The sequence below is a fragment of the Aquimarina sp. AU58 genome (genome assembly GCF_900312745.1).
GTDB lineage: Bacteria > Bacteroidota > Bacteroidia > Flavobacteriales > Flavobacteriaceae > Aquimarina > Aquimarina spinulae.
Genome location: NZ_OMPD01000004.1, coordinates 14,266 through 28,205, shown reverse-complemented (window position 1 = coordinate 28,205; position 13,940 = coordinate 14,266). Strand labels below are relative to the sequence as shown.

Below are 13,940 nucleotides of genomic sequence, written 5' to 3'. Positions count from 1 at the left end.
AAAAAAAAGAGATTGTACTTCAAACAATGAATAAATATAATAAGATTCTAATTATTTGTGTTGCTTTATTACTCAGTTCATGCGCAACATACGCTCCTCAATATAAAGTCGAAAATTTTACTCAAACATTACCCAATAGTGCTATAGAAAAGACATTTTATCTAGTGGGAGATGCTGGAAATGCCAAAATGAAAGAGAGTACAGAAGGACTTTCGATTCTTAAAAAAGTATTAGATACTGCAAAAACAAAAGACGATTATCTTATTTTTTTAGGAGATAATATTTATCAAAAAGGAATGCCTGAAAAAGAGTCCTCCGAAAGAGCTCTGGGAGAACATAGGATAGATGCTCAAATTGAAGCAACTAAGGGTTTTGATGGAGATGTTATTTTTATTCCGGGAAATCATGATTGGTATGCTAATGGGGTAGAAGGTTTACGTCGGCAAGAGCGGTATGTAACAAAAAAAATGGACAATAAAAAAGCTTTTTTGCCTGCAAAAGGGTGTCCTGTCGAAAGCGTAGAAATTAGCGATAAAGTACATTTGTTGATTTTAGATACACAGTGGTATTTGGCGAATTGGGATAAGAATCCTACAATCAATGACAATTGTGAAATTAAAACTCGTGAAAAATTCTTTCTTGAGGTAGAGGGTGAATTAAAAAAACACAGTAAGAAAACTATCCTTGTTGCGATGCATCACCCCATGTTTACGAATGGTATACATGGAGGGAAATATAGCTTTGATAAACATATTTTTCCTTCAAAAAAGAAAATACCTCTTCCAATTTTGGGTTCATTAGCTGCTCAGATACGGTCTCAGGGAGGAATTTCTACGCAGGATTTATCTAATGTTCATTATAATAAATTAATGAGAAGACTATCTACAATGACAAGGGATTTGGATAAGGTAGTTTTTGTTTCGGGGCATGAACACTCTTTGCAGTATATCGATAGTAATGGGTTAAAACAAATTGTATCAGGTTCTGGATCCAAAGTTTCATCGGTTTCTTTAGGGAAAGATGGATTGTTTGCATACCCGGGGCAGGGCTTTGCAATATTAGATGTATACAAAGATGGTTCTTCTAATGTTCGTTTTTTTGGAAATAATAACGGAAACCCAAAATTGGTACATCAAACTATAGTTCATCAAAAAGAAAAAGAATTTGATTTTAGCGGTGTTAAGAATTCTTTTGAACCAGAAGTTTCGGCTTCAATTTATACTAAAGATGAAGTAAAAAAATCAAAATTGTATCAATCGATGTGGGGTGATCACTATCGATATGTGTACGGAACTGATATAAAAGTTCCTGTAGCTACTTTAGACACATTAATGGGAGGTTTTACAATTGATAGACAAGGAGGAGGGCAAGTAACAAGATCGCTACGCCTTATCGATAAAGACGGAAAGCGCTATAGCCTTAGAGCAATGCGTAAAAGTGTTACACAGTTTTTACAGAAAGGAGTATTTAAATATACATATCTCGAAGATGGATTTGATGACACGTTTACAGAAGACCTCCTTTCGGATTTTTATACATCTAGCTATCCTTATGCGTTTTTGGCTGTTGGTACATTGGCTGATGCAATAGGAGTATATCATGCAAATCCTAAGTTGTATTATATTCCAAAACATCCTGCATTGGGTAAATACAATGAAAGTTTTGGTGATGAAATATATTTTTTAGAAGAACGACCAGGGAAAGAGTATAAAGACGAGGTTACTTTTGGAAAACCTGATGATATCGAAAGTACAGATGATTTGTTAAGTAGACTAAGGAAAGACGAAAAATATCAAATGGACGAAGAACACTATATAAGAACCAGACTTTTTGATATGATCTTAGGAGATTGGGACCGCCATTCTGATCAATGGAGATGGGCTCGTTTTGATACTAAAAATGGTAAAGAGTACAGACCTATTCCAAGAGATAGAGATCAGGTGTTTTCTAATTATGATGGAATACTTATGGATGTCGTAAAATTTGTGGTTCCGTTAGTTCGTAAGTTTCAGGTATACGATGGAGAACTTAAAAAAGTGAGGTGGATTAACCAATCAGGACTACCATTAGATAGAACATTAACACAGAACTCAGGAAAAGAAATCTGGATAGAACAAGCAAGATATATTAAAGAAAACCTTTCTGATACTGCTATTGAAAAAGCATTTACAAACCTTCCAAATAACCTTCAGGATGAGACAATAGAAAAAATAAAAAGAGATCTTAAACTCAGAAGAGATAATATTGAAGATATCGCTAATCGTTACTATACATATCTTTCAAAACACGTCATTATTACAGGAACAGATAAAGATGATCTTTTTGAGATACTTAGAGAAGAAGGAAAAACAACGATACAGATTTCAAGAATAAAAGGAGATAAAAAGCAAAAACCATATAGTAGTAGAAGTTTTACTGCTAAAGAAACTAAAGAAATTTGGATTTATGGATTGGATGATGACGATCGATTTGTTGTAAAAGGAAAAGGAAGTAACCTGATAAGAATTCGAATTGTTGGTGGCCAGAATAATGATACGTATGCAATAGAGAATGGAAGAAAAGTAAAAATCTATGATCATAAATCAAAACCTAATACTATAGAGAAAAAAGGTGGAGCAAAATTTATACTAAGTAATATCTATGACTATAATGTATATGATTACAATAAGTATGTAGGTAAAACGAATACGATAACGCCTTTTATTGGCTTTAATCCCGATGATGGACTTAACATTAATGTAACAGACGTATATACAATAAATGGATTTAAAAATAATCCATACCATAGTAAACATAGATTTAGGGCAGCATATTACTTTCAAACAGAAGGTTATGATTTATCATACTCGGGAGAATTTGTAAATGCATTAGGAAACTGGAATTTCCTTATTGATGCAGTGTATACAAGTGAGAATTTTGCGCAAAACTTTTTTGGATTCGGTAACAATACCATTAACCTGGATGATGAACTGGATTTAGATTTTAACAGAGTAAAGCTAGGAATTTGGTCATTTGGGTTAGGAGTTTCTAAAAGAGATCGCTATGGTAGTGAGTTTTCGGTTAAAGCAGCATTTGAAGGTATAGAGGTTCAAGATACTCAAGATCGATTTATTACGTCGGGCTTGGATTTTGTAACTATAGATCCTGTTTTCTTCGAAAGAAAGTATTTTACGAATCTGGACTTAATGTATAAATTCGAAAGCTACGATAATGATGTTAACCCTACCAGAGGAATGTTGTTTAAATTACAAACAGGTGTTAGAACGAATGTAGAAGATTCGAATAGAACATATGGATATATTTACCCAAGACTAGGTTTTTATAATTCAATTACTCAAGACCGAAGGTTAGTGCTTAAAACTGATGTAATTGCAGAAATCAATCTTGGTGATGGTTTTGAGTTTTACCAGGGTGCCAATCTGGGAGGTACAAAAGGGTTGAGAGGATATAGAGAAGAACGTTTTACTGGTGAAAGCGCACTAGCATTTAATGGAGATTTAAGATATAGTTTTAATAAATTTAAAACAGGTTTATTGCCGTTGCAATTAGGAGTCTTTGGTGGTTATGATATTGGTAGAGTGTGGTTAGATGGCGAAGATTCTGATCAGTGGCATGATTCTGTAGGTGGAGGCATCTGGCTTAATGCTATGGATGCTATTGGGGGACAGTTAGGAGTATTCTCTAGTGATGATGGGCTACGATTTACATTTGGTTTTGGGATGAGTTTATAGGATTCTATAGTATTTGAAAAACTTCTTATACTTGAAATTATCCTCCTATAAAACAGTTTATACACTCATCCTAATGAATATTTGTACAGGAAGGGACGCCCTAATTAAAATACGTTTTTATTTATAAAATGCAAATGTAGGCACAGAAACACAAACTCAAGATTCTAAACTTATGTTAAAAGGTAAAAATCATTCTCGTGAAGTAAAAGTTACTGTAAATACTATTGCTTATTTCTATTTGTAAATGACTCCGATTACCTTTTCTATAAGGAGGTGAAAGTTCTCGTGAAGACAAATGAGAATCTACCACAAATAGCATTAGCATAAAAAGTGTTGAACAACGGTTTTTTTGTTTCAATGTATAAATAAATGATCATAAACTTGAATATAATATCGATTTGTGAATTAGAATATCGTAAAAATAGTACTGATTTATTGCGAATAAGATTTGTTAATTTGTTAATTAAGAGTTAATTTAGTGTTAAATAGGGGTGAATTTGATTAAATCAGTATTGGTTTTTTCTTCTGAAATTTTCTCCAATTTCGACATTCTTCTTTTTAGTTTAACCCTTTGATTTCTAATAACGCAACACTGTTGCGTTATTAGAAATCAAAGGTGATTTACCTGATTCAATAATGATAATAGAAATATAACTATCTGTTTATTACGTGTTTGCCGTATTTGTTTATTTGAATTAATCTCTACTTTTGAATAACAAATTTTAATAAGAGCTCAACATTTTAATTTAAACAAATAAGTTTAACACAAAAAATCAAACAATAATGAAAACTCAACTGAAAATTTTAAGCACACTAACAGTCTTTTCTCTCTTCTTTTATAGTTGTGAATAAGAAATGGATAAACACGATATCCATTTGGCTGAATAGAGTATAAAACTACTTTTGAAAATAGTGGAATTAACTTTATAGATAATTTAGATAAGCGTATCATTACGTTTAATTCTCGTCTTACCAAAAAAATAAAACATATTTATTTAAAAATAGGCATCTATTTTTGAATGAAGTGATTTGAGTTTTTTTAATTCGCTGTAAAAATATCTTTTTTACCTAATCCCTGTCTTTTTCTTACTTTATAGCAGTGCTATGAAGTGTCAAAAACACCGCTTTTTGTATAGAATTAAAAAAGTTTAAACTACTTCAATAACAATTTAACAAATAAACATCATGCAAAACATAATATATAAAATAGCACCATTGATGTTACTGTTTTTTGCAGTAAGTGTCTTTGGACAAAAACAATCAGATACTTTCTATTACTACAAAGGAGAAAAATTCTTTTTAGATATAGATACCAGAACTATTTCTATTTCATTTGAGGGAGAAAATTCTATTAACTCTTTTAAATCTTTACGTAGTAATTCAATAAAAATAAAAGAAATAGTTGAAGATAATTCGAGAGCTACTTTAGTTTCATTAGATGCTAAAGCAATTTCTAAGAAAGCTGTAAAACGCTATTATATGGAAGTGTCTACAAGCAAAAATATAACTATAGCAGATTATTATAAAGAGATCGAATCTTATAAGAAATTACCTAATACTTTAATGGCTTCTCCAACATATATAACAAAGAGTGGAGGGGAAGTAGGATTATCAAATAATTTTTATGTAAAGCTTAAAGATAAAAATGATGTCGATTTTTTATATGAAAAAGCAAAAGAAATGAATGTAGAAGTTTTAGGCCGTGACAAGTATATGCCACTTTGGTTTACAATTTCTATAACATCTCCTCATGAATTAAATGCTATGGATTTGTCAAATGTATTTTATGAAACAGGAAAGTTTGAAAGTACAGAGCCAGCTTTTATATATCATAACATAAAGACTTCAAACGATCCTTATTTTGATAATCAATGGTCTTTGAATAATACAGGGCAAAATGGTGGAACAGCAGGAATTGATATCAATATGGAGGAAGCTTGGAGCATAACTACCGGAGATCCAAGTATCAAAACAGCTGTGTATGATCATGGGTTAGAAATGAACCACCCAGATTTACAAGCTAATGTGTATGGTACAGGTTTTGATACTACCTCAGGAACAACACCGTCTATTGTACGAGGGAATCATGGAACTGCTTGCGCTGGTATTGTAGGGGCAGTTAAAGATAATAACTTAGGAGTAACTGGCGTTGCACCTACTTCAAAATTAATGTCTATTAGTATTAAACTCCTATTCTCAGATACCCCATCTCAACTAGCAAGTGGTTTTAATTGGGCAGCGGAAAATGGAGCAGATGTGATTAGTAATTCTTGGGGAGGATACACACCATCAAGTATTATCGATAACAGTATAGAGAATGCACTAAATAATGGTCGAGGAGGGAAAGGCTGTGTTATTGTTTTTGCTGCGGGTAATGAGAATGATACAAATATTCGATACCCGGGAAATAGTAATCCAGATTTATTAATAGTAGGAGCAATGAGTCCTTGCGCAGAGCGTAAAAATCCAAACTCCTGTGATGGAGAGACTCAGTGGGGTAGTTGTTATGGTAGTCAATTAGATATTATGGCCCCAGGTGTTAAAATGCCTACTACAGACAGGCAGGGGGGGAATGGGTATTCTACAACAGATTATACGCAAACTTTTAACGGAACTTCATCGGCATGTCCAGTAGTAGCTGGAGTAGCTGCACTAATATTAAGCGTTAATCCAAACTTAACATATAGTGAGGTAAATACAATTATCGAGCAATCCGCTCAAAAAGTAGGAACATATACATATGCTACTACAGGAGGGCGACCAAATGGAACTTGGAATAATCAGATGGGGTATGGTTTGGTTGATGCACATCAAGCAGTCTTATTAGCTCAGAATGGTTCTGATTCTGAAGCACCAACAGCACCATCCAATCTGGTCTCTACTGGAAAAACTAAAACTAGTGTAAGTTTAAGTTGGACAGCTTCAACAGACAATGTAGGTGTAACAGCGTATGATGTTTACAACGGGAGTAACCTTTCTACTACGGTAAATGGTACCACAGCAACAATATCAGGATTAACGCCAAATACAAGTTATGATTTTACCATCAAAGCTAAAGATGCAGCAGGTAATGTGTCAGGAGCAAGTAATGTATTAACAGTTACGACAGATCCTAATAATGATGGAGGAACACCACCGACTTATTGTGCGGCAGAAGCTACAAATGGGCCAGAACATATTGCAAAGGTTAAATTTGGGACAATAGATAATAGTTCAGCCAGAGATTCTTATCATGATTATACAAATATATCTACAGATGTTGCTAAGAATAATAGTTATGCATTATCGGTAGTTATTGGTCAACCATATGGTAATGATAATGAAGTAACAGCATGGATTGATTGGAATATTGATGGTGATTTTGAGGATGCAGGTGAACAATATTTATTATCAAAAAGTAGCGCCTCAGAAGCTTCGATTTCAATTCCAGTACCATCAGGTGCATCTATAGGAACTACAGGTATGCGTATTAGAGTTTCTTATAATAGTAGTAGTAGAACTTCTTGTGGGACAAGAGGTTATGGAGAGGTTGAGGATTATGCTGTGAATATCAAAGGATCAAAATCTGGATTAATCACTGAATCCATAGACGATATGATTATTTATCCAAATCCAACTCCAGAACAATTTGTTATTTCATCTAAACTAATAGGGGCTCAAATAACTCTTGTTAACTCCAATGGTGTAATAGTAAAAAAAGAAAAAATGACTTCAGGTAAAACAAAAATTGATTTATCAGGGCTTCCTTCAGGGTTTTATCAAGTGCAGTTAGTTTTGGGTTCAAAAAAATTATCAAAAACTGTTGTAATAGAATAAGTTTTGATTGTAAGATCCTGATTATCTAAGGAGCTCTTATTTTAACTTTGAAATACCAGAACAAAATAAATTTAATAGAGGTCAGTATTTAAATACTGACCTCTATACGTTTTTCTTCCTCTGTAATATGTGAATTTTAATTTTTTTTTTAATTCGCTATAAAAATACCTTTTTTACTCAATTTTCATATCCTTCGCCAGAATCAAAAAGGGGTAAGCCCATCAATATGATGTATTAGGAATCTCAATCAATATTGGTGTAATAGTTAAGATTTAATTTGATATCTGCAATGGTTTTGCTAGGTTTATGTACGTTAGATTTATGATAAAACGACTATTATGCGCAAGCGATTTGAATTACCAGTGATCGGGGGCTTCGGATATCGGAAGTAGAAATTCCTACCAAAAACTGCGATGAACTTCCCCCTGTTTTACTGCCTTTACAAACCATTTATTATAATGCGGATTATCATAGGTGTATGTTCGAGATCATAGAATCAGTTGTTAGAAGAGGAAAAAGCCAAAAAGGCCGTGAAGGGATATCTTATCGAAGGTGCATTTTATTGAGTAAATTTAGGTTGGAAATGGTATAAGATATAGTTTTAATACATTTAAAACAGGTTTATTGCCATTGCAATTAGGAGTTTTTGGTGGTTATGATATCGGTAGAGTATGGTTAGATGGTGAAGATTCTAATCGGTGGCATGATTCTGTAGGTGGAGGCATCTGGCTTAATGCTATGGATACTATTGGAGGACAGTTAGGAGTATTTTCTAGTGATGATGGATTGCGATTTACATTTGGTTTTGGGATGAGCTTATAGAACTTTATAGCATTTAAAAAACTTCTTATACTTGAAATACCCTACTATAAAATAGTACTAAGACTATATGATATTCTATATTTGGTAGTATATTCTGGTAACCTAAATATAATCATAAAAATTTAACATAACAATAACCGTAAGCTATGGTTTTTTAGTCTTATTATATTCTATATTTATTAAAAATTACCTCATAATCAGGATTCGAAAGAATCCTGTTATGGGGTTTTTTTATGTCAAAATGTGACATCACAATAATCTTAAAACCAACTTAAAATTACACAAAATGAAAAAAACAATTTTATTAATTGGATTGATCATATTGAGTTTTAATTCGGAAGCTCAAAATGAAACAATTGAAGGTACATTAACAGTTAAAAGTGCTTCAGATGCGATAGCAACATTTCAAACTTTAGATGACAAATGGCTTTATACTCAGTGGAAAAATAAGACAGGAGTTCGTAAAGCATATATGGGGTTTGATCCAAGTCTTACTAATTTTATTTTAGGTCTTGAAAACGGGGCTAATAAATTTTCTGTTAATAATGGAAGTTTACATCTTAATGGAGGAGCATTCTATGTGAGTAGCACTTCAGATGCAATAGCAACATTTCAAACCTTAGATGACAAATGGCTTTATACGCAATGGAAAAATAAGGCGGGAGTTCGTAAGGCTTATATGGGGTTTAATCCTAACCTTACCAATTTCATTCTAGGGCTGGAAAATGGAGCGAATAAATTTTTAATACCGAATGGAAAAGTTGGTATCGGAACCAATAATACAGGAGCACATAAACTGGCAGTAGAAGGGTCCATAGGCGCACGCGAAATAATGGTAGAAGCAAATGGGTGGTCAGATTTTGTTTTTGAAACTAATTATAACCTTCCTACACTTATCGAAGTAGAAAACCACATCAAAGAAAAAGGACATTTAAAAGATATTCCAAGTGCTAAAGAAGTAGAAAAAAATGGAATTCTTCTAGGAGCAATGGATGCTAAATTACTTCAAAAGATAGAGGAATTAACACTGTATACAATTCAACAGGAAAAAGAAATTAAAAAATTAAAGTCTCTAAATACAAAACTTCAAGAATTAAACCTTCGATTAGAAAAACTAGAATCTCAAAGGTAAAGACGTATAACAATTTAATATTAGTTATGTACATCATACAAGAAGTACATAACTAATATAGTACATAACCAACTTAAATTACACAAAATGAAAAAAGCAGTTTTCATACTTATCCTAATGGGTATTAGTTCGGGAATTTATGCCCAACATAATTATGATAATCAAAATACTATTTATTCAAAATCCGGTAAAGTAGGTATAAGTACAACAAACCCTATAGCAAAAATGCATATTACAGGAGGTTCAAATAATTGGAACGAATTTACTCCGGGAACTTCTGTAGGTTCTATCCATTTAGATCCTGAGAATTCGAGTAATCATTTTGGAAGTGCTATCACTTTTGGAGCATCAGATTCGTCTAATGGAGAAACTGCTCAGGCAGGTATCTATGTTCGAAGCGATGGTAGTTATGGGACAAAAATGTATTTTTCAACAACCAACGCATACGTTTCTGGTTCTAAAACGGCTATGACTATAGATCATGTAGGTAAAGTAGGTATAGGGACAAATGTTCCTAAATCCCAACTTCAGATCGCGGGGGGCTCAAATAATTGGAACGAATCTACTCCGGGAACTTCAGTAGGTTCTATCCATTTAGACCCTGAGAATTCGAGTAACCATTTTGGAAGTGCCATCACTTTTGGAGCATCAGACTCGTCTAATGGAGAAACTGCTCAGGCAGGTATCTATGTAAGAAGTGATGGTAGTTATGGGACAAAAATGTATTTTTCAACAACCAACGCATACGTTTCTGGTTCTAAAACAGCTATGACTATAGATCATGTAGGTAAAGTAGGTATAGGGACAATAACAACAGGATCTCACAAGCTTGCAGTAGATGGCTCGATAGGAGCAAGAGAAATCAAAGTAGAAGCAACTAGCTGGTCAGATTTTGTTTTTGAAACCGATTATAACCTTCCTACGCTTAGTGAAGTAGAAAACCACATCAAAGAAAAAGGGCATTTAAAAGATATTCCAAGTGCTAAAGAAGTAGTGAAAAACGGAATTTATCTTGGAGCGATGGATGCTAAATTACTTCAAAAAATCGAAGAGCTAACACTGTATACGATACAACAGGAAAAAGAAATTAAACGGCAAGCTAGTGAGATTGAAGAATTGAAATCTTTGTCTAATAGATTATCAGAAATAGAAAAATTAATTGAAGCTAAAAAATAAACCAACTTAAAATTACACAAAATGAAAAAAACGATTTTTATACTCATTCTAATGAGTATTAGTTCGGGGATTTATGCCCAACATAATTATGATAATCAAAATACTATTTATTCAAATAGTGGAAATGTAGGGATAGGAACACAAACCCCTTCTAATTCACAAGGTTGGCATAGAGTACTAGATGTTGCCGGTTCGCAACATTCTAAAATTCTGGCAACCAGCGTAAATAAAAAATATAAAACAGGGATATTCTCTCATAACGAATCTTGGTATGGAGGAGGAGGTTTTGTTGGAACAGAAAGTAACCATAATTTACATCTTATCACAAATTATGCCTCAAAGATGACCATTTTAACAAATGGTAATGTGGGAATAGGAACACAAAATCCTTCTAATGCACAAGGCTGGAATAGAGTATTGGATGTTGCGGGTTCACAACATTCTAAAATCCTGGCAACCAGTGTAAATGAGAAATATAAGACAGGAATATTTTCTCATAATGAATCTTGGTATGGAGGAGGGGGGTTTGTTGGTACAGAAAGCAACCATAATTTACATCTTATTACAAATTATGCCTCAAAGATGACCATTTTAACAAATGGTAATGTCGGAATAGGAACACAGAATCCAGATTCTAAACTTACCGTAAAAGGAAATATTCACTCTCGCGAAATAAAAGTAACGGCTACAGCAGGAGGGGCAGATTTTGTATTTGCAAATGAGTATCAGTTGCCTTCTTTAGCAGAGGTAGAAGCTTTTGTAAAGAAAAACAAACATTTACCAGAAATAGCATCGGCTAAAGAGATGGAAAAGAATGGTATTCATTTAGCAGAAATGAATATAAAGCTACTTCAAAAGATAGAGGAATTGACTTTGTATGTAATTGAACAAAACAAACGTATTAGTTTGTTAGAATCTAAGTCTACCAAGAAATAAAATATACAACTGTTTTTAAATAACAAATAAACATCATGAGAAATATAATATATAAAATAACACCATTGATTTTGTTGTTTCTTACTGTTAGTGCCTTTGGGCAAAGACAATTAGATAATTTCTACTATTATAAAGGAGAAAAAGTGTTTTTAACCATAAATACCAAAACTATTTCTATCTCATTCGAGGGAGAGAATTCTATTAATTCTTTTAAATCTTTGAATAGTAATTTGATTAAAACAACAGAGGTAGTAGAAGATAATGCAAGAGCGACAGTAATTGCAATAGACGATAAGGCTACTAGCAGGAAAGCTATAAAAAGCTATTATATGGAAATATCTATGACCAAAAACATGTCTATAATGGATTATTATAGAGAGATTGAGTCGTATAAAAGTACACCTAATATCTTAAAAGCTTCGCCGGCATATATTACTAAAAGTGGAGGAGAATTAGGGTTGTCAAATAATTTTTATGTAAAACTTAAAAATAAAGATGACGTAGATATTCTTTATAAAAAAGCAAAAGAAATGAATGTAGAGATCTTAGGTCATGATAAGTACATGCCACTTTGGTTTACACTTTCTGTAACTTCCAAAAACAAATTAAATTCAATACAACTTGCCAACATTTTTTATGAAACAGGACGGTTTGAAAGTACAGAGCCAGCTTTTATGTATCACAATATAGAAACTTCAAATGATACTTATTTCAATAACCAATGGTCTTTAAATAATACAGGACAGAATGGAGGGACAGTGGGAATTGATATCAATATGCAGCAGGCTTGGGGAATAACTACAGGAGATCCAAGTATTAAAACAGCTGTATATGATCATGGGCTAGAAATGAATCATCCAGATTTACAGGCTAATGTTTACGGAACCGGGTTTGATGCAAATAATGGAACAACACCAGCCACAGTAAGAGGAAATCACGGAACCGCTTGTGCTGGTATTATAGGAGCGGTTAAAGATAATAATTTAGGGATTTCGGGTGTTGCTCCCACTTCAAAATTAATGTCGATTAGTATCAATCTTAGGACGTCAGATACTCCATCTCAATTAGCAAGTGGTTTTAATTGGGCGTGGCAAAATGGAGCAGATGTGATTAGTAATTCTTGGGGAGGATATGCTCCTTCTAGTATTATAGACAATGCTATAACAAATACATTAACTAATGGTAGAGGAGGAAAAGGTTGTGTCATTGTTTTTGCTGCAGGTAATGAGAATAATACAAATATTCGATACCCAGGAAATAGTAATCCAGATGTATTAGTAGTAGGGGCAATGAGTCCTTGTGCAGAGCGTAAAAATCCAAGTTCTTGTGATGGAGAGAATAGATGGGGGAGCTGTTATGGTAGTCAATTAGATATTGTAGCTCCCGGAGTAAAAATGCCTACTACAGATAGGCAGGGGATAAACGGGTATTCTACATCAGATTATACGCAAACTTTTAACGGAACTTCATCGGCATGCCCGGTAGTAGCGGGAGTAGCAGCACTAATATTAAGCGTTAATCCAAACTTAACATTTGGTGAGGTGAATACGATTATCGAACAATCTGCTCAGAAAGTAGGAACATATACATATTCTACTACAGGAGGACGACCCAATGGAACTTGGAATAATCAAATGGGGTATGGTTTGGTAGATGCACATCAAGCTGTATTATTAGCCCAAAGTTGCCAGGATAACCTTACGATTAACCAAAATGTGCTTTCTGGTCAAACAGATATTCAGGAAGCAAAAAACACAATTACAGCTACCAATGTTATTTTTAGTGGAGGAACTGCGGCATATGATGCAGGGACTGCGATTCACCTAAAAACTGGTTTTAGTGCTAAATCAGGATCATCTTTTAGAGCATATATCGAAGGATGCTCTGGAAAAATAGTTGTCGAAGAAGAACCGATTAGCCAACAAGAAGTTATTACTTATGATAATATTAGTATAGAAAATAATACTTTAGAAGTGTTAGAGATGGTTAAAGTGCACCCTAATCCAACTAAGGGGGTAGTAACTATTAATAGTACAAAACAAATAACTTCATGGAAACTGAATGATTATATGGGTAGATATGCAGGGAAATCGAAATTGAAAAGTAACTCTTCTTACAAAGATCAACTTAATATGAGTCATTTGCCAGCAGGATTATATGTGTTAAAGATTACTTTAGCCAATGGCGATACAGTATATAAGAATATAGTGAAGAATTAATTAAAGAATAAATAAACTCAATCTGTCTATAACACCTCCAGAGATGCTACATGATATTTTAAATCAATGTGTAATATATTAGGAGATGTTATAGACAGATAAAGGTTT

7 protein-coding genes are annotated in these 13,940 nt (G+C 33.3%); all 7 read left to right on the top strand.

Features of this window, described 5'->3' with window-relative positions; genetic code table 11:
• The first annotated feature begins 26 nt into the window (after positions 1-26).
• Positions 27-3,731 (top strand): metallophosphoesterase, encoded by a 3,705-nt coding sequence (locus tag DK441_RS00490; protein ID WP_109097004.1) that lies wholly within the window; start codon positions 27-29, stop codon positions 3,729-3,731.
• A 1,185-nt stretch (positions 3,732-4,916) separates the two neighbouring features.
• Entirely contained in the window at positions 4,917-7,547 is a 2,631-nt protein-coding gene (locus DK441_RS00485; RefSeq protein WP_109097003.1) for a S8 family serine peptidase, read from the top strand.
• A 624-nt stretch (positions 7,548-8,171) separates the two neighbouring features.
• The gene (locus tag DK441_RS00480; RefSeq protein ID WP_160111877.1) at positions 8,172-8,369 is read left to right on the top strand and encodes a hypothetical protein; all 198 of its coding nucleotides are present in this window, start codon (positions 8,172-8,174) and stop codon (positions 8,367-8,369) included.
• 286 nt (positions 8,370-8,655) lie between these two features.
• On the top strand, positions 8,656-9,501 hold the full coding sequence (locus DK441_RS00475; RefSeq protein ID WP_109097001.1) for a hypothetical protein: 846 nt from the start codon (positions 8,656-8,658) through the stop codon (positions 9,499-9,501).
• Between the two features lie 87 nt (positions 9,502-9,588).
• Positions 9,589-10,677 (top strand): hypothetical protein, encoded by a 1,089-nt coding sequence (locus DK441_RS00470; RefSeq protein WP_109097000.1) that lies wholly within the window; start codon positions 9,589-9,591, stop codon positions 10,675-10,677.
• A 21-nt stretch (positions 10,678-10,698) separates the two neighbouring features.
• Entirely contained in the window at positions 10,699-11,613 is a 915-nt protein-coding gene (locus DK441_RS26970; protein WP_160111876.1) for a tail fiber protein, read from the top strand.
• Positions 11,614-11,648: 35 nt separating this feature from the next.
• Positions 11,649-13,832 (top strand): S8 family serine peptidase, encoded by a 2,184-nt coding sequence (locus DK441_RS00460; protein ID WP_109096998.1) that lies wholly within the window; start codon positions 11,649-11,651, stop codon positions 13,830-13,832.
• Positions 13,833-13,940 lie beyond the last annotated feature (108 nt).

Coding starts and splice junctions, on each gene's coding strand:
- DK441_RS00490 (WP_109097004.1), top strand. CDS start 27: ATGAATAAATATAATAAGATTCTAATTATTTGTGTTGCTTTATTACTC.
- DK441_RS00475 (WP_109097001.1), top strand. CDS start 8,656: ATGAAAAAAACAATTTTATTAATTGGATTGATCATATTGAGTTTTAAT.
- DK441_RS00460 (WP_109096998.1), top strand. CDS start 11,649: ATGAGAAATATAATATATAAAATAACACCATTGATTTTGTTGTTTCTT.
- DK441_RS00470 (WP_109097000.1), top strand. CDS start 9,589: ATGAAAAAAGCAGTTTTCATACTTATCCTAATGGGTATTAGTTCGGGA.
- DK441_RS26970 (WP_160111876.1), top strand. CDS start 10,699: ATGAAAAAAACGATTTTTATACTCATTCTAATGAGTATTAGTTCGGGG.
- DK441_RS00485 (WP_109097003.1), top strand. CDS start 4,917: ATGCAAAACATAATATATAAAATAGCACCATTGATGTTACTGTTTTTT.